Origin of the sequence: Agrococcus sp. ProA11, from assembly GCF_039880525.1 — a bacterium.
GTDB classification, from domain to species: domain Bacteria; phylum Actinomycetota; class Actinomycetes; order Actinomycetales; family Microbacteriaceae; genus Agrococcus; species Agrococcus chionoecetis.
Genome location: NZ_CP156989.1, coordinates 1,023,779 through 1,044,527, shown reverse-complemented (window position 1 = coordinate 1,044,527; position 20,749 = coordinate 1,023,779). Strand labels below are relative to the sequence as shown.

Below are 20,749 nucleotides of genomic sequence, written 5' to 3'. Positions count from 1 at the left end.
CGCAGCGCGAGGAGCGCGCGGGCGCAGCCCGCTCGCGTCATCCCCGCAGGTCGAGGAGCGCGCGGGCGCAGCCCGCTCGCGTCACGAGACCGACAGCGCCTCCAGCGCCTCGCCGACCTGCGTGCCCCCGGCGTTCGCGCGGATCGTGATCCCGCGCAGCTCGGGCCGCGCGACGACCTCGGCGATGAGCCGCGCGACGGTGGCGCGCGAGATCTCGGTCGCTTCCAGCGACCCCTCCGGCTCATCGATCTCGATGCCGCTCTCGTCATCGAGCGTGAGCGTCGACGGTGCCAGGATCACCCAGTCGGCACCGGAATCACGGATCGCCTCGTCGACGAGCGACTTGGCCTCCGCGTACGCGAAGAAGTCATTGTCCTCGGGCACGCCGTGGTCTCGGCTCGCGCCGAAGTAGGACACCATCAGCAGCCGCGCGCCCGAGCGGTCGGCAGCCCTCACCACCTTCAGCGCCGCGTCGTGGTCGACGGCCCACGTGCGCTCGGGGCTGCCGCCGCCGGCTCCCGCCGACCAGACGACCACGTCATACCCCTGCAGGAGGCGGTCGACGGCCGGCTGCTCGAGCGACTCGAGGTCGGCGACCACCGGCTCCGCGCCGGTGGCTTCGATGTCGCCCGCCTGCTCGGGCTTGCGGATGACGCCGTGGACGGTGTGCTCCGCGTGCGCGAGCATGCGCAGCGCGTGGAGCCCCACCTTGCCGTGGGCGCCGAGGACGATGATGCGTGCCATGGCCCCCACCGTACGCGGCTCCGCCTGCGCGCGCGCTCCGGACATCCGCCGCGCCTCCCGCCTGCGCGGTGCCGCTGGCGGGCTCAGTAGTAGACCGCGATCGGGCCGCTGGGGCCGTCGATGACCCGCACGGGAGTCTCGAACACGCGCGAGAGCACCTCGTCGGTCATGATCTGCGCCGCCGGGCCGAACTCGACCACGCGCCCGTCCTTCACGGCGCAGATGCGATCGGCGTAGTGCCCAGCGAAGTTGATGTCGTGCACCACCAGCACGATCGTGCGCCCGAGCTCCTCGGCTGCCCGGCGCAGATGGCGCATCATCTGCACGGAGTGCCGCATGTCGAGATTGTTGAGCGGCTCGTCGAGCAGCACGTACTCCGTGTCCTGTGCGAGCACCATCGCGACGTAGGCGCGCTGCCGCTGGCCACCGGAGAGCTCATCGAGATAGCGGTGCTCGAGCGCGGCGAGGTCGACGAAGTCGATCGAGCGGCTGATGAGCTCCTCGTCGTGCGCCGACAGTCGACCGCGGGAGTGCGGGAAGCGACCGAATCCGACCAGCTGCCGCACCGTGAGCCGGGTGATGAAGTGGTTCTCCTGACGCAGGATGGAGACGACCTTGGCGAGGTCCTTCGAGCGGCTGCTCGTCACATCCATGCCAGCGATCTCGATCGCGCCGTCGTCGAGCGCGAGCAGCCGCCCCATCATCGTCAGCAGCGTCGACTTCCCCGCGCCGTTCGGACCGATGAGCGCGGTGATGCCGCCCCGAGGTATCTCGATCGTGACGGGGCCGATCGCGACCTCATCGCCGTAGTCCTTGCGGACCTCGTGGAGTGTGATCACAGCCGACCCTTCCTGAGGATGACGAAGAGGAACACGCAGCCGCCGACGAGCTCGATGATGATCGAGACCACGCCCTGCGCGTAGAAGACGTGGCGCAGGATGAAGTAGGCGCCGCTGAGCACGACGAACGCGAGCAGCACGGCGACCGGCAGGATGCGTCGATGGTCGTAGGTGTCGGCCGCCTGGTAGGCGAGCGTGGCCACGAGGAACCCCAGGAACACCATGGGTCCGACGAGCGCGGTGGAGACGGCCATCAGGATCGACACCAGGAACAGCACCTGCATGGTCTCGCGGCGGTGGTGCAGGCCCATCCCCATGCTGACATCACGGCCGAGCGCCAGGACGTTGAGCCTGCTGGCACGCAACCAGAGCGCGCCCGCCGCGAGCACGCACAGCGGGATCGCGATCGGCAGGTAGGCCGGGTCGGCGTTCGAGACGTTGCCGAACAGCCTGGCGGTCAGCACGTCGAACTCGCTGGGCGTGAGCAGCCGCTGCATGAAGGCCGAGACCGATCCGAGCCCTCCGCCGACCACGATGCCGATCAGCAGCATCACGGGCAGGCTGCCGTAGCGCCCCGAGAGCAGCCAGCCGTAGAGCAGCAGCGACAGCGCCACCATGAGCACGATCTGCAGCAGGAACTGGGGCACGCCCTGCAGCGCCACGATGCCGGCGATGCCCAGGAAGTACACGGCCGAGGTCTGCACGGCCGAGTACAGCGACTCGAAGCCCATGATCGACGGCGTGATGATGCGGTTGTTCGTCACCGTCTGGAAGCTCACCGTCGCGACCGCCTGGCACAGCGCCACGACCGCCATGACGCCCACGTCGGTCGCGCGCATCTCGGCGATGCGCCAGAACCCGTCCGTGCCGACCGGCATCGGGTTGTCCCACGCGAGCAGCCCGAAGGCGAAGCCGACCGAGAGCACGATCAGCACCGTCAGCACGACGCGGTAGCGACGACCGGCGGCCGGCGTCGGGAACGCGCCAGAGCGTCCGCCTCGCTCGCTCGCCGGTATCGCCGCCGGTGGCCCGGCGCTGCGCAGGTCAACCACGAGGCCGCTGCCGCAGGATCAGGGCGATGAAGACGACGGCGCCGAGCACACCGAGGATCAGCGAGACGGGCACCTCGAAGGGCGCGATGATCGTGCGCCCGACCAGGTCGCAGACGGTGACGATCGCGACGCCCAGCAGGCACACCCACGGCAGGTTGCTCCGCAGGTCATCGCCGCGCACCATCGAGACGATGTTGGGGACGATGAGGCCCAGGAACGGCAGGCTCCCGACGATCACCGTGACGACGCCGGTCGCGACGGCGACGAGGCCGGCGCCCAGCAGCACCACGCGGTGGTAGTCGAGACCGACGTTCGTCGCGATCTCCTCGCCGAGGCCTGCGACCGTCAGGCGGTCGGCGACGACGAAGACGGCGATCGCGACCAGCGCGACGATCCAGAGGAACTCGTACTGGCCCCGGAGCACGGAGGTGAAGCTGCCGGCGAACCACACCCCGAGGCTCTGCAGCATGTCGGTCTGCAGTGCGATGAACGTCGAGACGGCCGACACGACGGCGCCCAGCATGATGCCGATGATCGGCACGATGAGCGATGCCCGCAGCGACACGCGGCGCAGGAAGAGGAAGAAGACCATGGTTCCCACGAAGGCCGCGGCGATCGCTCCCACCATGCGCGGCACGATCCCGGCGCCGGGGATCGCGATCATGACGGTGATCAGCCCGAGGCCTGCCCACTCGGTGGTGCCGGTGGTGGTGGGCTCGACGAAGCGGTTCTGCGTCAGCAGCTGCATCACCAGGCCGCTCATCGCCATCGCGGCTCCGGCGAGCACGAGTGCGACCGTCCGCGGCACACGCGTGATGGCGAACATCTCGGCGCCGTCGGCGGCGCCGACGACGTCGTACACGCCCGTGAAGAGCGACAGCACGAGCAGCGCCGCCACGACCGCGCACCCCACGAGCAGCCGCCAGTCGAGCAGCCGTCCGTCGCGCGCGACAGGCCGACTCGCTGCAGTCGTCGTCATCGCTCCCCCATCGTCGTGCCGCGTCGCGCATGCGGCGGCCGTGCACGTGCACGACCGCCGCAGCAGCCGTCAGTGCGTCAGTTCGCTGCCTCGAGGGCGTCGGCGAACGCGGTCAAGAACTCGGTGTAGGTCTGGATGCTCTCGTTCGTGTAGGTATCGGCCGGCATGTAGACGAGGTTGCCCTGCTGCACCGCGGCGACGCCGGCGAGCGCCTCGGAGTGCTCGAGGATGTCGGCGGCGGGCATGAACTCCGGGTCATCGGCGAGGATCGCCGCGTCGCGATCCATCACCAGGATCCAGTCGGGGTCGGCGTCGGCGATCGCCTCGACCGAGATGTCGTCGCCCTGGTGGTCGTCCGAGGCACCGTCGACCTCGAGCGCGGGCGTGAGCTCGAGCAGGTCGAAGATCGGCCCGAGGGTACGGCCGACCGAGGGCGCGAGGTAGCCGATCTCGCCGCCGGAGGTCGTGACGGCCATCGTCGTCTCTGCGGCGTCGTAGGCGCCGGCGGCGCGCTCGATCGCGGCGTCGAAGTCGGCGACCAGCTGCGCGGCCTCTGCCTGCTTGCCGAACACCTCGCCCAGCACCGTCACCTGGCGCCGCAGCTCCTCGTCCAGACGCTCGCCCTCACGCGGTTCCAGCTGCAGGATCGCCGCCTCGGGCACGAGCGCGGCGAGCTCGGCGTCACGGTCGGAGAAGCGCTGGCCGCTGATGACCAGATCCGGGGCCGCAGCGACGATGAGCTCGAGGTTGGGCTCGCGGTGGTTGCCGACGTCGACGATGGCGTCGTCCTGGGCGTAGGCGATCGTGTCGGGCATGAGCGCCACCGCCGCGGCGGCGAGCTCGACGCCCCAGTCGGACAGCGTCTCGAACGTGCGGTTGTCGAGCGCGACGACGGAGCCGGGATTGGCGGGCACGGTCTGCGTGCCGTGGTTGTCGTCGACGCTGATCGTGGCCGGGGCCGCCGCGGTCTCGGCGGGCGCTGCCGCCGACGTCGAGCAGCCGACGAGTGCGACGGCGGCTGCGGAGAGCAGAGCCAGGGTGGTCAGGGCGCGCTGCACGGGCATGGGTGTCTCCTTAGGAGGGCGGATCGACGACGATCGGGCGGGACGGTGACGCCGCCATCGACGTCACTTAGGCAAGCCTAACCTAACCTGGATCGCGCACGACGCGATGCGCACGCCCCCTCGCCATCAGATGGGCGAAGCGCCCGTCGTCAGCGGTTGCCGAGCATGCGCTGCAGGGTCTCCTGCTCGTCGCCGGAGAGCGCGCCGAACGCGCCCTCGGCCTTCGGCTTGCCGAAGGCGCTGCCGGCCGGAGCTGCCGGCGTGGCCGGCTCGACGCCGCGCTTCGCCGGGTTGCCGGAGCGGCGCTGCTGCTTGCCGCCCTTGGGCGCCGCCTTCTTCGACTGCCGCATGCCCGGCATCGGACCCATGCCCGGCATCTGCGGCACGCCGCCCTTGGCGACGGTCTTCATCATCTTCGCCGCCTGCTCGAAGCGGGAGATGAGCTGGTTCACATCGGTGACCGTGACGCCCGCGCCGCGCGCGATGCGCAGCCGCCGCGAGCCGTTGAGGATCTTCGACTGCTTGCGCTCCTGCGGCGTCATCGACTGGATGATCGCCTCCGTGCGCACGAGCTCGCCCTCGTCGAAGGAGTCGATCGCCTCGCGCATGCCCTTCGCTCCGGGCAGCATGCCGAGCATCTGCTTGAAGTTGCCGGCCTTGCGCAGCTGCTGCATCTGCTTGAGGAAGTCCTCGAGCGTGAAGCCGTCGGTCGCGATCGACTCGGCGAGGCGCTGCCCCTCCTCCTCGTCGAACGCCTTCTGCGCCTGCTCGATGAGCGTCAGGATGTCGCCCAGGTCGAGGATGCGGCTCGCCATGCGATCCGGGTGGAAGGGCTCGAAGTCGTCGAGCGTCTCGCCCGTCGACGCGTACATGATCGGCTTGCCGGTGATGCCGCGGATCGAGAGCGCCGCGCCGCCGCGGGCATCGCCGTCGAGCTTCGTCAGCACGACGCCGGTGAAGTCGACGCCCTCCTGGAAGGCCTTCGCCGTCGCGACCGCGTCCTGACCGATCATCGCGTCGATGACGAACAGCACCTCGTCGGGATCGACGGCCCTGCGGATGTCGGCGGCCTGGCGCATCATGTCGGCGTCGACACCGAGGCGGCCCGCCGTGTCGACGATGACGATGTCGAACTGGCGGCGCTTCGCCTCAGCCACGCCGTCGCGGGCGACCCGCACGGGATCGCCGACGCCGTTGCCGGGCTCGGGCGCGAACACCTGCACGCCCGCCTGCTCGCCCACCACCTGCAGCTGCGTGACCGCGTTCGGGCGCTGGAGGTCGCTGGCGACCAGCAGCGGCTGGTGGCCCTTGCCGCGCAGGTGCTTCGCGAGCTTGCCGGCGAGCGTCGTCTTGCCCGCGCCCTGCAGACCGGCGAGCATGATCACGGTCGGCGGCTGCTTCGCGAGCTGCAGCTGACGGCTCTCGCCGCCGAGGATGCCGACGAGCTCCTCGTTGACGATCTTGACGACCTGCTGCGCCGGGTTCAGCGCCTCCGACACCTCGTGCCCCAGCGCGCGCTCGCGCACCGCGGCCGTGAACGACTTGACGACCTCGAGCGCCACATCCGCATCGAGCAGCGCACGACGGATCTCGCGCACCGTCCCGTCGACGTCCGACGCGGAGAGCTTGCCCTTCGTGCGGAGCTTCGCGAGGGTCTCGGTGAGGCGAGTGGAGAGTGAACCGAACGCAGCCATGGTGCCGCCAGTCTACCGTCGGCCTGGCATGCTGGTTCCGTCACCGCAGAGGGGAGACCGCATGGGCCTTCGAGGCATGCCGCCGACGCACGCGCGGTCGCTCTGGAAGAGCGTGCGCGCGCACGGGTTCACGATCACGGCGCTCGCCCGGCACGCGGCCCGCGTGCACGGCGATCGACTCGGCCTGGTCGTGGACGGCTGGAGCACCACCTTCCGCGACCTGTGGCGGTCGGCGGAGGGCGTCGCCGCCGTGCTCTACATCGGCCCGCTCGAGCGCAGGCGGCTGCCCGTCGTGCTCGCGTGCGCCGGGCCGGCGATGGAGGTCGCGCTGCTGGCCGTCGCTCGCCTGGGGCTCGACGTGATGCCGATGAGCCCGCGGCTGCTCGACGACTTCCGTCGCGCCGTCCCGCGCGACGCGCTGCTCATCCACGACGGCGAAGCACCCGAGTGGCATCGCGGGCCTGCGGCATCCGCCGACCAGATCATGGAGTGGGCGTCCACCGACGGCTCGGGGCTCGGCCACACCCGCCATCGCGCACGCATCGTGCTGCCGTCGAAGACGGTCGCCGGCACCATCACGCCGCACGTGCAGGGAGCGATGGGCGTGCAGGGCCTGCGGCAGCTCGCGGGCCTGCACGACCGGCTCGGCATCGTGGGCACGGATGTGGTGCTCGCCTGCGCTCCCCCGCACCGCGGCCAGGGCCTGCAGATGCTGGGCATGGCGCTGCTGACCGGGGCCACGCTCGTGAGTGCCGCGCACACGTCGCCGGCCGATCGCATCCGCATCATCCGGGAGCGCTTCGTCTCGGTGCTCTCCGCGTCGCCGCTGCAGCTGCGCGGCATCCTCGACGAGCTCGCGCGCACGGGCGAGGAGCCACCGCGGCTGCGGCGCATCATGGTCGCCGGCGACGAGCTCGACGCCGAGCTCGTGCGACGCCTGCACACGACCTGGGGCCCGATCGTGCTCAGCGCTTACGGCTCGGTGCAGACCGGCACCGTGGCGGTCGCCACGCCGGAGGTGCTCGCCTCGCATCCGGGCACCGCCGGGCTGCGGTTGCCGGGCAGCGACTTCGGCATCGTCGGGCACGCCGGCCGCAGCGATGCCACCGGGCTGCTGTGGGTGCGCGGCGCGCACGCCACGGTGATCACGGAGGATCAGGCGCGCATCGAGGACGGCAGGCTCACGATCGTGGGTGCGCTCTCGCAGCCCGACACCGCGGACTGAGGCGGGTCTCGTGACGCGTCGGCCCGCGTCCGCCGCGCCTCGACCGACGAGCCGTCGCTAGCCGACCAGCTGCTCGACGCGAAGGTCCGGTGGACCTTCGCGCGCTCCGGGCGCTGGGGACCCGGTCAGCCGACCAGCTGCTCGACGAAGACGTGGCTCGTGAAGCCCGTCAGGTCGTCGATGCCCTCGCCCTGCCCGATGAGCTTGATCGGGATGCCGGTGCGCTCCTGCACCGCCAGGATGAAGCCGCCCTTGGCGCTGCCGTCGAGCTTCGTGATGACGAGCCCCGTGATGCCCGCCGACTCGATGAACGCCTGCGCCTGCGAGACGCCGTTCTGCCCGGTGGTCGCGTCGAGCACCAGCAGCACCTCCGAGATCGGCGCCTGCTTCTCGATCACCCGCTTGACCTTGCCGAGCTCATCCATGAGCCCGCCCTTGGTGTGCAGGCGACCGGCGGTGTCGATGATGCACATCGTGTGGCCGTGCTCGATCGCCGCCCCGACGGTCTGGAAGGCGACGGATGCCGGGTCCTGGCCCTCGCGCTCCGGCCGCACGATCGCGACGCCCGCGCGCTGCGCCCAGGTGGCGAGCTGCTCCACGGCTGCGGCACGGAACGTGTCGGCAGCACCGACGACGACCGACTGGCCGTTGACGACCAGGAAGCGCGCGAGCTTGCCGATGGTGGTGGTCTTGCCCACCCCGTTGACGCCGACGACGAGGATGACCGCGGGGCGCTCCTGCAGCGACAGCGTCGGGTCGTACTCGGCGAAGCGCTCCTCGAGCCGCTCGCGCAGCATGCGCTTGAGATCCCTCGGGTCGTCGACCATGAGCCGCTCAACGTCGGCGCGCAGCGAGTCGATCAGCTGCTCGGTGATGTCGGGGCCGAAGTCGGCGGTGATGAGCGCGGCCTCGAGGTCGTCCCAGGTCTCCTCGGTGATCGTCTCGCGCTGGAACATGCCCTTGAGGGCGCCGGAGAGAGACCACTTCGCTGCCATGCGTCCATGCTAGGCGGCTCAGCCGCTAGACTCGGCCTTCGGCGAAGGGGAGTATCCCGTCACGCCGCGATCGTCATCACGGAGCCGCAGTGCGGCACCCGGTCGCGGAGGCGCAGGTTGCGTGGGAGAGACGTTCGCGTCCATGCACGCACCCGTTTTCTTCCGAGAGGCCCTCCCCTGTGACCGCGTACCAGATCTTCGAGATCGTATCGATGGCCCTGCTCGTCGCCGTCCTCGTCTTCGACCTGCTCATCGTCGTGAAGCGACCGCACGTGCCGTCGATGAAGGAGGCCACCGCGTGGGTGGTCGTCTACGTCACGCTGGCGCTGGTGTTCGCCGGCGTGCTGCTGCTGATGGGCGATGGCGTCAAGGCCGGCGAGTTCGTCACCGGCTGGCTGCTCGAGTACTCGCTCTCGATCGACAACCTCTTCGTCTTCATCATCATCCTGAGCCGCTTCACCGTGCCCAAGGAGATGCAGCAGCGGGTGCTGATGATCGGCATCCTGATCGCCATCGTGCTGCGCGGGATCTTCATCCTCGTCGGTGTGCAGCTCATCGAGTCGTTCGCCTGGGTCTTCTACATCTTCGGCGCATACCTGGTGTACGTCGCATGGAAGCAGGCGTTCGGATCCGAGGACGACGCCGGCGAGAAGGACAACCTGGTCGTGCGCATGCTGAAGCGGCGCGTCAACCTCACCGACACCTGGAACGGCGGCAAGTCGACGGTCACGATCGACGGCACGAAGTACGTCACGCCGTTCGTGATGGTGATCCTCGCGCTCGGCACCACCGATCTGCTGTTCGCGATCGATTCCATCCCGGCGATCTTCTCGGTCACGACCGATCCGTTCCTGGTGTTCGCGTGCAACATCTTCGCGCTCATGGGGCTGCGCCAGCTCTACTTCCTGCTCGGTGGCCTACTCGACCGCCTCGTCTACCTGCACTACGGGATCGCGGCGATCCTCGGCTTCATCGGCGTCAAGCTCGTCTTCCACGCCATGGAGAAGAACGACATCGCGTGGGTGAACGGCGGCCAGCCGATCGAGTGGGTGCCGCACATCGAGACCTGGCACTCGCTCATCGTCATCCTCGTGTCGATGGTGGTCGCGACGGTTGCCTCGCTCGTCAAGCTGCGCGTCGACGCAAAGGCCACCGGCGACGCGTCGCTGCACCTCGGGCCGTCCGAGGCCGAGCTCGGCGCCGACGGGCACTACCACATCGTCGACGCCATGGGGAAGACCTTCTACCGCCCGCTGCGCGTGGAGCACAGCGAGACCGGCACGCTCCAGGTGATCGACGCGAAAGGCACCGAGGCGCCCGCCGCGGACTTCTCGGCCGACGTGCTCCGCGAGGCGGCTAGGGAGGACATGGACCCCGAGGACCTCGACGAGGTGCGCCGCCGACTGCGCGAGGGACGCGAGTTCGACGAGCGCGGCGACCGCGAGGTGTGATGCGCGCGCCGCACTGCCGCGCGCGGCACGCGTCGTCGCGCTCGTGAGCGCGCCGAGCATCCTCGCCTGGTTGCGGCCGCGTGCGGTGGCGGGTGTCGAGGTCGTCTCGCCGGAGGGCTACCGCCGGGTGCTGCCGGGGCCGCGCGTCGCCGCGGTGCGGGTGAGCGGCGCGACGGCGGCGACGACCGATCCGGACCTCGCGCGCCTGTTCGACCTCGGGGGCGCCGCTGCCCGGCGTGCGGCCGACGACCGGCTCGTGTGGGCGGCTGCTCGGCATGACGTGCCGGCGCTCGCCGCGGCCATCTCCTCGAGCCCGGCGCTGGCGCAGCCCGGCTGCTCGGATGCGCACGAGATGCTCGTGCGGGCGATCGTGGGGCAGCAGATCAGCGTCGTGGCCGCGACGCAGCAGCTGACGCTGCTCGCCGGACTCGGCGACCCGCTGCCGAGCGCACTCACGGAGGAGGGCATCCACCGGTGCTTCCCGACCATGGCGCAGGTCGTCGACGGTGCCGACGTGCTGCGCGGGCCGGCGGCGAAGACCGCGGCCGTGCGGCGCGCGGCGGAGGCCGTCGCGTCGGGCACGATCGCGCTGCCGGCTGCGGCGGCGGACGCGGTGGGGGCCGACCGCGAGCGACTGCGCGCGCAGCTGCTGGAGCTGAAGGGCATCGGGCCGTGGACGGTCGGCTACCTGTCGCTGCGGCTCGGCGACCCGGACGTGCTGCTGCTGGGCGACGTGGCGGTGCGCAAGGGTGCGCGCCACCTCGGGATCGCCGACCTGCCGGCATTCGCAGCCGCGTGCGCCGGACACCGCTCGGCGCTCATGCTGCGCTGCTGGGCCGCCGCCACCCCGCCGAGCGCCGCCTGACGCCCGAGCGCTTCGCGGCGTCCGGGCCATCCGCGGACCCTGCGCGCCGAACGCGACCCGGTGCACCCGGTCGCCGCCGGTGGCAGGGGTCGACTTCGGCGCGGCGGTCCGGCGGGTCGCGGCCGGGGTCAGCGGCGGGTGGCGGTCACCGTGAACTTCGCGTTGCGGCTCACCTGGCGCGTCTCGCCGATCCGGTCGAGCGGCGCGCGGTAGCCGAGCGGGCTGTTCCACACGCACCACAGCTCGCCGCCCGGCGCCAGCGCGCGTCCGGCATCCCGGATCAGACGCTCAGCGACGCCCGTGTGCACGGCGGCGCCGACATGGAACGGCGGGTTCAGCAGGATGAGCGGCGCGGATGCATCGGGCACGCCCTCGAGGCCATCGGCCTGTCGCGCGATCACCCGGTCGGCGACCCCGTTCGCCTCCGCGGTCGCGCGCGTGGAGGCGACGGCTGCGGCGGAGGCGTCGGTCGCGAGCACCTCGATGCCGGGCCGCGCGAGCGCCAGCGCGACACCGAGCACGCCGGTGCCGCACGCGAGGTCGATCGCGTGCGACGCATCCGGGATGTCGCCCAGATGCTGCAGCAGCGTCTGCGCGCCGATGTCGATCGAGGTGCCGGCGAACGCAGCCCCGTGCGCGACCACGGCGAGTGGCCTGCCGGCCACCTCGTGCTGCCGACTCCGGGGCCAACTGATGCCCGGTCGCAGCGGACCCTCGGCGTGCAGCACCCGTGACTTGCGACGCCCGAGCGACGCGTGCACGTGCCGGAAGGATCGGCCGAGCAGCGCGTTCATGCTCATCGACATGTGCTTGACGCGGCCTCCCGCGACGACCTGCACGCGCTCGTCGGCATGCGTTGCGACGAGCTCGGCGATCTCGTCGAGCGCGTCCAGCGAGCGCGGCAGCTGCAGCAGCACGAGCGTCGCACCCTCCACCAGGGCCGCATCCAGTCCATGGTGCTCGAAGCCCGTCATGCCGAGCTCCGCGGCGTTCGCGTCCAGGGCGCGCTCCCCCACCACGAGATCCTGATGCACCCGCACGCGGGCCGCGCCGTCGTGCAGCGCTCCCAGCGTGAGCGCACCGTAGCGGTCGCCGATCACCACGACATCGTCGAGCTCGCGCCCGAGCGCGGCCGCTTCGTCCAGGATGAGCCCGTCGGAGGCGTCGTGCGCCTGCAGCGTCGGGTCCTCGACATCGGGGCGGCGTCGCAGGCGGGAGAAGAGCGCGTCGCGATCGGTCACAGGGTCGATCCTCGCACCCGCGCGGTCTGCTGCACGACCGGAGACTGCACAGTTGGACGATCGGCGGCGCCGACGTCCGACACGTCCGGAACGTTGGGCTGTGCTTCGCGATCCCGCGCCCTAGGTTGAGGCCATGAGAAGCATCGCGCTCGGCGGCCTGGCTGCCGCCATCGTCCTCGGTGTCGCCGGCTGCGCCGGCGCCGGCCCCGCCGCCCCCGCCGCGCCCGTGCCGACCGGGCCGGAGGTGCAGGCGCAGCTCGCCGAGCTGCCCGCGCCCGCGCCCGAGTCCCCGGTGCTGGCGATCGCGACCGTGCTCGAGCAGGACGACGGCGCACTGCTCTGCCTCGGTGCGGTCGCCGAATCCGCCCCGCCGCAGTGCGATGGGCCACGGCTGCTCGGCTGGGACTGGGCGGCGTTCGAGCACTCCGAGAGCGGCGGGGTGCGCTGGGCGCAGGGCGTCGCGATCGAGGGCACATACGACCCGGCGGCACGCACCTTCACGCAGACCGGCGAGCCCATGAGTGTCGCGGCGATCACGATGCCCGCGATCGAGGTCCCGGAGGGAACCCTCGACGACGACACCATCGAGGCGATGCAGGGTGACTTCAGCGCCGTCGAGCGAGCGGATGTGCTCGGCACCTCCGGCGAGCAGGGCACGCTGGTCGTCGAGGTCGTCTACGACGACGGCACGGTGCAGGCGGCGATCGACGAGATCTACGGCCCAGGCGTCGCGTTCGTCATCTCGGCACTGCGCGGTGATGCTGCGCTGCCCACGATTCTCGAGCCGCCGATGGATACCGCCGCGCCCGTCATCACCGGTGAGACGCAGGCCCGGTTGGCGGCGCTGCCGACGCCCAGCGCGACCGAGCCGGTGCTCGCGATAGGCACGGTGCTGGACAACGGCACGCCCATGCTCTGCTCCAACGTCGCGACGTCCCTGCCGCCTCAGTGCGGCGGCCCCGAGGTGCTCGGCTGGGTCTGGTCCAGCGTGCAGCACGAGGAGATGAACGGTGTGCGGTGGACGGATGCCGTGGCGATGACGGTGACCTACGATGCCGCCGCACACGCGGTCACCGTGGTGGAGATGCTGGACCTCGCGGCACTCACCATGCCGGCACGCGAGTCGGTCAGCGGCGACCTGGACGCGGCGACGCAGCAGGCCGTGCAGGACGAGCTCTTCAGCCTGCAGCGCCCGGACGTGCTGGGCGGCGGCGGCGGGAACGGCATCGCCGAGATCGAGGTGGTCTACGACGACGGCTCGATCCAGGCTGCGCTCGACGAGATCTACGGACCGGGTGTCGTGCACGTCTGGTCGTGGCTCCGCTGACCGTCCCGAATGGAGGACGGGTGCTGAGGGGAGGACGATCCGTCCTCCCCTGGTGACCGTTCGACGATCCGTCCTCCATTCGCGACCGGGCGGCCGTGCACCGGGTCGTGGAGGTGCGGCTCGGACGGCGGCGACAGGCGCGCAGGGCTACGCGTCGACCGTCTCGCGCTTCGTGCGCTGGCCGACCACCGCCGAGACGCCGTCCTGGCGCATCGAGACGCCGTAGAGCGCATCCGCGATCTCCATCGTGCGCTTCTGGTGCGTGATGATGATCAGCTGGCTGGTCTCGCGCAGCTGCTCGAAGACCGCGAGCAGGCGCCCCAGGTTGGCGTCGTCAAGCGCCGCCTCCACCTCGTCCATGATGTAGAACGGGCTGGGCCTCGCCTTGAAGATCGCGACCATGAGCGCGACCGCCGCGAGCGATCGCTCGCCGCCGGAGAGCAGTGAGATGCGGTCGATCTTCTTGCCGGCGGGCCGCACCGTCACCTCGATGCCGGTCTCCAGCAGATTGTCGGGATCGGTGAGCGCGAGCGCTCCGGAGCCGCCGGGGAACAGCACCGGGAAGACCTCGGTGAACGCGGCCTTCGTGTCCTCGAACGCCGCCGCGAAGATCGTCTGCATGGTCTCGTCGAGGTCGGCGATGATCTGCTCGAGGTCGGTGCGGGTCCTGGCGAGGTCGGCGAGCTGCTCGGTGAGGAAGGTGTGGCGCTGCTCGAGCGCCTCGAACTCCTCGAGCGCCAGCGGGTTCACGCGGCCCAGCCGCTGCAGCTTGCGCTCGGCCTCCTGCAGCCGCGCCTGCTCGGCCTTGCGGTCCCAGCCCTCGTCGGGCTCGTACTCGGCGACCAGCACGCGCTCCTCGAGGCCCAGCTCGCTGCCGGCGCGCTCGAGCAGGTTCGACAGGTGCAGGCGCTGCTCGTAGGCCTCCATCTCGGCGACGTGCACGTGCTCGGTGAGCTCCTGCAGCCGTTCGCGCAGCCCGCCCTCGTCGCGGCGCAGCCGCGTGAGCTCCTCGCTGCGCTCGCGCCGGGCCGCCTCGCGCTCGGTGAGCACGCGGCGCGCCTCCTGCACGGAGCGCTCGGCGACCGCCAGCACGGGCGGGATGGCGGCGAGCACGCGTGATGCCTGGGTGCGCTGGCGCTCGCGCAGCACGGCGCGGCGGGCGGCCTCCTCGGCGCGGGCCCGCTGGGCCTCGACGTCGCGCGCGAGCGACTCGGCGCGGGCGAGCTCGGCGCGCACCCGCTCTCTGGCGGTCTCGAGCTCGATGCGCAGGTCGGTCTCGCCGGCGCGCGCGGCCTCGAGCTCCTGCAACAGCCCCTCGCGGGCGGACGCGTCGAGCATCGGCCGGGGCTTCGCCTCGAAGCGCTCGAGCGCCTGCTCGGCGGCCTCGACGCCGCGCTGCGCCTCGTCGATGCCGCGCTGCGCCTCGCCGAGCGCAGCCTCCGCGCGCTCGTGCTCGCCGGTGGCCGACTCCAGCCGGGCGCGCGCCCGGCTGCGCTGCTCGCCGCGGGCGGCGGATGCCGCGTCGTGGGCGCGCAGCGCGTCGAGCGCGTCGGCGGCGGCGCGCTTGGCCTGCTGGTGCGCCTGCCGAGCGTCCTCGAGCGCGCCGGACTCCCGCTCGATCGAGGTGGAGAGCTGCTCGAGCCGCTCGGTCGCCGCGTCTCGCTCGGCGATCAGCTCGAGGCGGGACTGCGCGTCGTCGCTGCCGCCCCGCAGGAGGTAGTCGCTCACGAAGTCGCCGCGCTTCGTCACGATGATCGGCGGGCCCGGAAGATCGAGCGCTGCGATGGCGGGCGCGAGCTGCTGGGCCGTCTCGAGCGAGTCGACGATGAAGGTGGCCGCGAGCACGCCCAGCACGCCGGTGGGCGCATCCACCACGGTCGGGGCGTGCACGGCGCCCGCCACGGAGCCGGGCTCGCGGCGCGCGGACTCCGCGTCGGCGACGACCGCCTCGATGCGGCCGAGGCCCTCGCGGTGCGCGTGCTCGATCGCGGCGGCTGCGGCCGCCCGCGACTCCGCCAGCACCGCCTCGCCGAGCGTGCCGAGCGCGGCAGCGATCGCGGCCTCGAAGCCCTTCTGCACCTTCACCCGCTCCGCCACCAGGCCGCCGATGCCGTCGAGCCCGGCGTCGATGAGGCCAGCGGATGCGTTGGCCTTCGACAGCGCCAGGTTCAGCGCCGAGGTGCGCGCGGCGATGGCGTCGCGCTCGCGCTCGACCGCGTGCAGCGCGTCGCGTCGCTCGTCCAGCGCCGCCGAGAGGCTCGCCTGCGCCTCATCGGCGTCCCGGTAGCCGCGCGAGAGCGACTCGGCGTCGTCCGCCTCGTGGTCGTCACCGGTCTCCTCCGCCGCCGCCCGCGCCTCCGCGAGCCGCTGCTCGGCGTTGACGAGCGCGCTCGCTCGCCGCGTGACGTCGGCCTCGCGTGCCGCGAGCGTGGATGCCGCGACCTCGACCTTCGAGCGGTGCCCCGCGGCCTCCAGGTCATGCCTCGAGACGAGCGCCGCCTGCGCGGCGATCTCCTCGTCGAGCGAGTCCAGGTTCGCGCGCGCCAGCGCGGTGGTCGAGGCCGCCCTGCCGAGGCGCGCCTCCGCATCCGCCACCCGCTCCTTGAGGCTCGCGGCCTCGTCGCGCGCGGCGTGCACCATGTCGGGCGTGATGAGCGGCGCGGCCTCGGACGCTTCCGGTGCCTCCTCAAGCAGCGCCAGCCGCTGACCTGCGAGCGCGTGCAGCGACTGCAGCCGCGAGAGCTCGCGCTCGAGCCCGTGCGCGACCGTGCGCGCCTGATCGACGTCGTCGCCGACCATCGCCGCCTCGAGGCGGCCGGCGCGCAGCTGCGCCTGCTCGAGCTGCTCCTGCAGCACGATGCGCTCCGACTTGCGCTCCGACTCGGAGCGGGCGGATGCGTCCAGCTGCGCGCGCAGGCCGATCACCTCGTGCGCCATCAGGCGGGCGCGCGCGTCGCGCACGGTCGCCTGGATGGTCGCGGCCTCCTTGGCGATCTCCGCCTGCTGGCCGAGCGGCTTCAGCTGCCGACGGATCTCGCCCGTGAGATCCTGCAGCCGCGTGAGGTTGGCCTGCATCGCGTCGAGCTTGCGGAGCGTCTTCTCCTTGCGGCGGCGGTGCTTGAGGATGCCGGCGGCCTCCTCGATGTAGCCGCGGCGATCGGCCGGAGTCGCCTGCAGCACATTGTCGAGCTGCCCCTGGCCGACGATCACGTGCATCTCGCGGCCGAGTCCCGAGTCGCTCAGCAGCTCCTGCACGTCGAGCAGCCGGCACGACTCGCCGTTGATCGCGTACTCCGAGCCGCCGTTGCGGAAGAGGGTGCGCGAGATCTGCACCTCGGCGTACTCGATCGGCAGCGCGCCATCCGCGTTGTCGATTACGAGCTCGACGTGCGCGCGGCCGAGCGGACCGGTCGTCGCGGTGCCGGCGAAGATGACGTCCTCCATCTTGCCGCCGCGCAGCGTCTTGGCGCCCTGCTCACCCATCACCCAGGCGAGCGCGTCGACGACGTTCGACTTGCCGGAGCCGTTCGGCCCCACGACGCAGGTGACACCGGGTTCGAACTGGAAGGTGGTCGCGCGCGCGAACGACTTGAAGCCCTTGACGGTCAGGGTCTTGAGGTGCATGCGGCTCCCGATTCGTGGCTTCGAACACCGTAGCCGGGCGTCTCCCCGTTGCGCGCACGGCGCGCGCGGGTCTATTCTGCAACGCTGCCCGCTCGAGCGACGCGCCGGTGGCGACCCGGAACGCCCAGGGAGGCGCCGTGATGGATTCGAGGCTCACGTGGACACCGCTGCCGGTGCCCGCCGACGACTTCGACGAGCCGGCGCTCTCGATCATCGCGCGCTACGTCCGGACCGCGAATCGGGTCAGCCAGCACTTCTGGGGCGACGAGCGGGCCGACACGTCGGTGGAGGAGATCGTCGCGAGCCTGCGCAATGCCGAGGACGAGCTCGCGCTGCGCTGGCTCGTGAGTGAGGCGGGGCGGGACGTCGGCCGGTGCATCGTGAGCATGAGCCGCGAAGCGGGAGCGACGGTCGCCTACATCTCGGTCTGGGTCGTGCCGGAGGCCCGCGGTCGAGGCATCGGACGGATGCTTCTGCAGCGGGTCGAGCGCGAAGCGCTCCAGCTGGGCGCGCGCACCCTGCAGACCTGGGCCGACCACCGGCTGCCGGTCGCCGGCGAGCCGCAGCTCACTCCGGCCAGCGAGCACGGCGCGATCGCCGCGGATGCCCCGGCGCAGCTGCTGCGCTCTGCGGGCTACCGGCTCGAGCAGATCGAGCGCGTGTCCGAGCTCGACGTGCCCGCCGCGCACGGCTCGCTCGCGGCGCACCGGGCCGCGGCGCTCGCGCACGCCGCCGATCGGTACGAGGTGCGCGCGTGGCAGGGCAGCACGCCGCGCCCGCTTCGCGAGGCGATGGCCGCACTGCACGCCCGCATGATGACGGACGCGCCGATGGCGGGTCTCGCGATCGACGCGGAGCGCTGGGATGCCGCCCGGCTGCAGCGGCTCGAGAGCGAGTGGGACGCCGCGCATCAGATCGCCCTGCAGGCGATCGCGATCGAGCGCGGCAGCGGCGAGACCGTCGCGTTCACGGTGCTGCTGCTGCCGGAGCCCGGCAGGCCCGCCGTGCAGGAGGACACCCTCGTGCGCGCCGACCATCGCGGCCATCGGCTCGGCATGCTCGTGAAGGCGGAGAACCTGCTCCAGCTGCGCCGGCTGCACCCCGACCGCACGCGCGTGCTCACCTGGAACGCTGAGGAGAACCGACCGATGCTGCGCGTCAACGAAGCGCTCGGCTTCGTCGCCGTCGGCGCGGAGGGCGGATGGCAGCGACGCGTCGATGAGGATGTCGATGAGGATCCGGCATCCACGGCCGGGCCTGCGAGCATGGAGGCATGAGCGACCAGCACGCACCACGCCGAGCAGACCCATCCGTCGACGGCATCGCCGACGAGCTGCGGCTGCAGGTGACGCAGGGGCTGACCCGCCGGCGCGCCTACCGCGAGCGGCAGCTCGACGCGCTCGTGCGCATGCTGCTGCAGAACGTGTCGCTGTGGGAGGCGGCGCTCGCCGCCGACCTCGGCAAGAGCGAGGTCGAGGCGCACCTGAGCGAGATCGCCTTCACGGTCGGTGAGGCGCAGCACGCCAGGCGGCACCTGTGGCACTGGATGCTGCCGACGCCCGTGCCGCTGCAGCTCGCGCTGCAGCCCGCGCTCGGGAAGACGGTGCCGGAGCCCTTGGGCGCGACGCTCGTGATCGCGCCCTGGAACTACCCGCTGCAGCTCGCCCTCGGGCCCGTGATCGGTGCGCTCGCCGCCGGATGCAGCGTGGTGCTGAAGCCCTCCGAGGTCGCGCCCGCCACCTCCGCGCTGCTCGCGCGCCTGGTGCCGGCCTACCTCGATGCGCGATCGGTGCGGGTGGTCGAGGGCGGCGTGCCCGAGACCACGGCGCTGCTCGAGCAGCGCTGGGATCTCATCTTCTACACCGGCAACGCGCAGGTCGCGCGCATCGTCGCGGAAGCCGCGGCGAAGCACCTGACCCCGACCGTGCTCGAGCTCGGCGGCAAGAGCCCGGTCTACGTGCACCGCTCCGCAGACATCCCGACCGCCGCACGTCGCATCGCCTGGGGCAAGTGGCTGAACGCCGGTCAGACGTGCGTCGCCCCCGACTACATCCGCGTCGACCGCGAGGTAGCGGACGAGCTGGTCGAGCAGCTGCGGCGCGCCACGGCCGAGCAGCTCGGCGATGCCCGCACCTCGCCGGACTACTCGCGCATCATCAACGGCAAGCACCTCGCGCGCCTGCGCGGGCTGCTGGGCGGCGGCACCGTCGTCTCGGGCGGCGACGTCGATGCCGACGAGCGGTACCTGGCGCCGACCATCCTGACCGACGTCGACGAGGATGCGCCGGTGATGCAGGAGGAGATCTTCGGCCCGATCCTGCCCGTGCTGCCGGTCGATGGCGTCGACGCCTTCATCGAGTCGATGCACCATCGTGCCAAGCCGCTCGCGCTCTACGTCTTCGCCCGCGACCGCGAGGTCGTGCGGCGGGTGGAGCGCGAGACGAGTTCCGGCTCGGTCGGGGTGAACGTCGTGGTGGCGCACTACGGCGCGAAGGCGCTGCCGTTCGGCGGCGTCGGCGAGAGCGGCACGGGCCGCTACCACGGGCGCTACTCGTTCGACGCCTTCAGCCATCACAAGGGCGTGCTGTCGAAGCCGACCGCGCTCGACACGCTGCGGCTGCTGTACCCGCCCTTCGGCGAGCTGCGCGCGGCGTTCGTCAAGCGCATCGTGCGCTGACCGCACCCGTCGGCCGAGGAGCGCTCGCCGCAGGCGCGTGCACCCCGTCGTCCGAGCAGCGCCCGCCGTAGGCGGGCGCACCCCCGTCGGCCGAGGAGCGCCCGCCGCAGGCGGACGCGTCACGAGGCCGGTTCAGCGCTTGGGCGCCACGTGCGCCGCCGCCCACCCCACGAGCGGCTGCAGGTCGTCGACGGTGTCGAACAGCGCGTCCAGCAGCCCCGGCCCCACCGCATCCGCCTCGCTCAGCCGACGCCTGGCGGTCATCCACTTGTAGCGCAGCAGCCCGATGCGCGGATGCGCGGGGTCGGTGCCGCGCGGCGCGGTCTTCAGCTGCTCGCCGGCGAGCTCGTAGCCGCCCGCTTCCAGATCGGCGACGACGCCCTCGAGCTCGGTGCCGGCGCCGACCGCCTCCACGGCCGCCCGGTAGGCCTTCGTGAGCGTGGCGTCGCCGAAGAAGCCGCCGCCCAGCGAGACGCCGTCGGCATCCAGGTTGACGAACCATCCGATGCCGGGCGCGCGCTGCGCGAACAGGCCCTGCCTGGTCTTGTAGGGCGTCTTGTCGTGGCTGAAGCGCACGTCGCGATACGGACGGTAGATCTTGACGGCGCTCGCGACCGGTTCGAGCTCCTCTGCCAGCGCCTCGAACGGCGCGCGCACGTGCGTGTCGTAGCGCGGCTTGTTCGCCTGCCACCAGGGCCGCTCGTTGTACACCACGAGCTCGCGGTAGAAGGCGAAGGCGTCGGGCGTGAATCCGTCGAAGGCCATCCGACGAGCCTACGTCCGCCCGCGGCCAGCGCCAATCCGGCCCGCCCCGCGCGCACCCATCCGGCCCGCGACTGGGGCAGGTGCGCCCGACCGGTGCTGGCACGCCGGCACCAGTCAGGCGCAGGAGCACCACTCGCTCAGCGGGAGGGCGCAGCTGGGCGGCGGGGCGGGATGGGGCGGCAGGAGAGCGCAGCGGGCGGCGGGGCG

General features: G+C 72.0%; 16 protein-coding genes. 6 read left to right on the top strand and 10 right to left on the bottom strand.

Annotated elements, in window-relative coordinates:
* Positions 1–81 precede the first annotated feature (81 nt).
* The 6 genes from ABG090_RS04975 to ffh all read right to left on the bottom strand — a co-directional run bounded on the left by ABG090_RS04975 (position 82) and on the right by ffh (position 6,372).
* The gene (locus ABG090_RS04975; RefSeq protein ID WP_347756959.1) at positions 82–744 is read right to left on the bottom strand and encodes an SDR family oxidoreductase; all 663 of its coding nucleotides are present in this window, start codon (positions 742–744) and stop codon (positions 82–84) included.
* A gap of 83 nt (positions 745–827) precedes the next feature.
* On the bottom strand, positions 828–1,583 hold the full coding sequence (locus ABG090_RS04970; protein ID WP_347756957.1) for an ATP-binding cassette domain-containing protein: 756 nt from the start codon (positions 1,581–1,583) through the stop codon (positions 828–830).
* Complete coding sequence (locus tag ABG090_RS04965) at positions 1,580–2,626, bottom strand: iron chelate uptake ABC transporter family permease subunit (RefSeq protein ID WP_347757493.1); 1,047 nt, start codon at positions 2,624–2,626, stop codon at positions 1,580–1,582. The genes ABG090_RS04970 and ABG090_RS04965 overlap by 4 nt, the downstream gene beginning before the upstream one ends.
* 1 nt (position 2,627) lies before the next feature.
* Positions 2,628–3,614 (bottom strand): iron chelate uptake ABC transporter family permease subunit, encoded by a 987-nt coding sequence (locus ABG090_RS04960; RefSeq protein ID WP_347756955.1) that lies wholly within the window; start codon positions 3,612–3,614, stop codon positions 2,628–2,630.
* 77 nt (positions 3,615–3,691) lie between these two features.
* Positions 3,692–4,678 (bottom strand): ABC transporter substrate-binding protein, encoded by a 987-nt coding sequence (locus ABG090_RS04955; protein ID WP_347756953.1) that lies wholly within the window; start codon positions 4,676–4,678, stop codon positions 3,692–3,694.
* A gap of 149 nt (positions 4,679–4,827) precedes the next feature.
* A complete protein-coding gene (gene ffh, locus ABG090_RS04950) occupies positions 4,828–6,372 on the bottom strand; it encodes a signal recognition particle protein (protein WP_347756951.1) in 1,545 nt (514 codons plus the stop codon).
* Between the two features lie 61 nt (positions 6,373–6,433).
* Here ffh and ABG090_RS04945 point away from each other — a divergent pair, with 61 nt between their 5' ends.
* On the top strand, positions 6,434–7,597 hold the full coding sequence (locus tag ABG090_RS04945; RefSeq protein ID WP_347756949.1) for an AMP-binding protein: 1,164 nt from the start codon (positions 6,434–6,436) through the stop codon (positions 7,595–7,597).
* Between the two features lie 125 nt (positions 7,598–7,722).
* On the opposite strand, the gene ftsY is transcribed toward ABG090_RS04945, so the two are convergent.
* The gene (gene ftsY / locus ABG090_RS04940) at positions 7,723–8,592 is read right to left on the bottom strand and encodes a signal recognition particle-docking protein FtsY (RefSeq protein ID WP_347756947.1); all 870 of its coding nucleotides are present in this window, start codon (positions 8,590–8,592) and stop codon (positions 7,723–7,725) included.
* Positions 8,593–8,771: 179 nt separating this feature from the next.
* On the opposite strand from ftsY, the gene ABG090_RS04935 reads away from it, so the two are divergent.
* Positions 8,772–10,043 (top strand): TerC family protein, encoded by a 1,272-nt coding sequence (locus ABG090_RS04935; protein WP_347756945.1) that lies wholly within the window; start codon positions 8,772–8,774, stop codon positions 10,041–10,043.
* 43 nt (positions 10,044–10,086) lie between these two features.
* Positions 10,087–10,908, top strand: a complete 822-nt coding sequence (locus ABG090_RS04930; protein WP_347756943.1) for a hypothetical protein — start codon at positions 10,087–10,089, stop codon at positions 10,906–10,908.
* 128 nt (positions 10,909–11,036) lie between these two features.
* Here the strand turns inward: ABG090_RS04930 and ABG090_RS04925 are convergent, their stop codons facing one another.
* Positions 11,037–12,149, bottom strand: a complete 1,113-nt coding sequence (locus ABG090_RS04925; RefSeq protein WP_347756941.1) for a methyltransferase — start codon at positions 12,147–12,149, stop codon at positions 11,037–11,039.
* 133 nt (positions 12,150–12,282) lie between these two features.
* On the opposite strand from ABG090_RS04925, the gene ABG090_RS04920 reads away from it, so the two are divergent.
* Positions 12,283–13,476, top strand: coding sequence for a hypothetical protein (locus ABG090_RS04920; protein ID WP_347756939.1), 1,194 nt, complete (start codon positions 12,283–12,285; stop codon positions 13,474–13,476).
* A 147-nt stretch (positions 13,477–13,623) separates the two neighbouring features.
* On the opposite strand, the gene smc is transcribed toward ABG090_RS04920, so the two are convergent.
* Positions 13,624–17,100, bottom strand: coding sequence for a chromosome segregation protein SMC (smc, locus tag ABG090_RS04915; RefSeq protein WP_347756938.1), 3,477 nt, complete (start codon positions 17,098–17,100; stop codon positions 13,624–13,626).
* A gap of 140 nt (positions 17,101–17,240) precedes the next feature.
* On the opposite strand from smc, the gene ABG090_RS04910 reads away from it, so the two are divergent.
* Both ABG090_RS04910 and ABG090_RS04905 read left to right on the top strand, forming a co-directional pair.
* Positions 17,241–18,377: a GNAT family N-acetyltransferase gene (locus tag ABG090_RS04910; RefSeq protein ID WP_347756936.1), complete on the top strand. Its 1,137-nt coding sequence runs from the start codon at positions 17,241–17,243 to the stop codon at positions 18,375–18,377.
* On the top strand, positions 18,374–19,777 hold the full coding sequence (locus ABG090_RS04905; protein WP_347756934.1) for an aldehyde dehydrogenase family protein: 1,404 nt from the start codon (positions 18,374–18,376) through the stop codon (positions 19,775–19,777). The genes ABG090_RS04910 and ABG090_RS04905 overlap by 4 nt, the downstream gene beginning before the upstream one ends.
* A gap of 132 nt (positions 19,778–19,909) precedes the next feature.
* On the opposite strand, the gene ABG090_RS04900 is transcribed toward ABG090_RS04905, so the two are convergent.
* A complete protein-coding gene (locus ABG090_RS04900) occupies positions 19,910–20,542 on the bottom strand; it encodes a DUF2461 domain-containing protein (protein WP_347756932.1) in 633 nt (210 codons plus the stop codon).
* Between the last annotated feature and the right edge of the window lie 207 nt (positions 20,543–20,749).

Excerpts from the sequence above, each read along its gene's own strand:
- ABG090_RS04905 (WP_347756934.1), top strand. The coding sequence starts at position 18,374 with ATGAGCGACCAGCACGCACCACGCCGAGCAGACCCATCCGTCGACGGC.
- ABG090_RS04900 (WP_347756932.1), bottom strand. The coding sequence starts at position 20,542 with ATGGCCTTCGACGGATTCACGCCCGACGCCTTCGCCTTCTACCGCGAG.
- ftsY (WP_347756947.1), bottom strand. The coding sequence starts at position 8,592 with ATGGCAGCGAAGTGGTCTCTCTCCGGCGCCCTCAAGGGCATGTTCCAG.
- ABG090_RS04945 (WP_347756949.1), top strand. The coding sequence starts at position 6,434 with ATGGGCCTTCGAGGCATGCCGCCGACGCACGCGCGGTCGCTCTGGAAG.
- ABG090_RS04920 (WP_347756939.1), top strand. The coding sequence starts at position 12,283 with ATGAGAAGCATCGCGCTCGGCGGCCTGGCTGCCGCCATCGTCCTCGGT.
- ffh (WP_347756951.1), bottom strand. The coding sequence starts at position 6,372 with ATGGCTGCGTTCGGTTCACTCTCCACTCGCCTCACCGAGACCCTCGCG.
- ABG090_RS04910 (WP_347756936.1), top strand. The coding sequence starts at position 17,241 with ATGGATTCGAGGCTCACGTGGACACCGCTGCCGGTGCCCGCCGACGAC.
- ABG090_RS04960 (WP_347756955.1), bottom strand. The coding sequence starts at position 3,614 with ATGACGACGACTGCAGCGAGTCGGCCTGTCGCGCGCGACGGACGGCTG.
- ABG090_RS04975 (WP_347756959.1), bottom strand. The coding sequence starts at position 744 with ATGGCACGCATCATCGTCCTCGGCGCCCACGGCAAGGTGGGGCTCCAC.
- ABG090_RS04955 (WP_347756953.1), bottom strand. The coding sequence starts at position 4,678 with ATGCCCGTGCAGCGCGCCCTGACCACCCTGGCTCTGCTCTCCGCAGCC.
- smc (WP_347756938.1), bottom strand. The coding sequence starts at position 17,100 with ATGCACCTCAAGACCCTGACCGTCAAGGGCTTCAAGTCGTTCGCGCGC.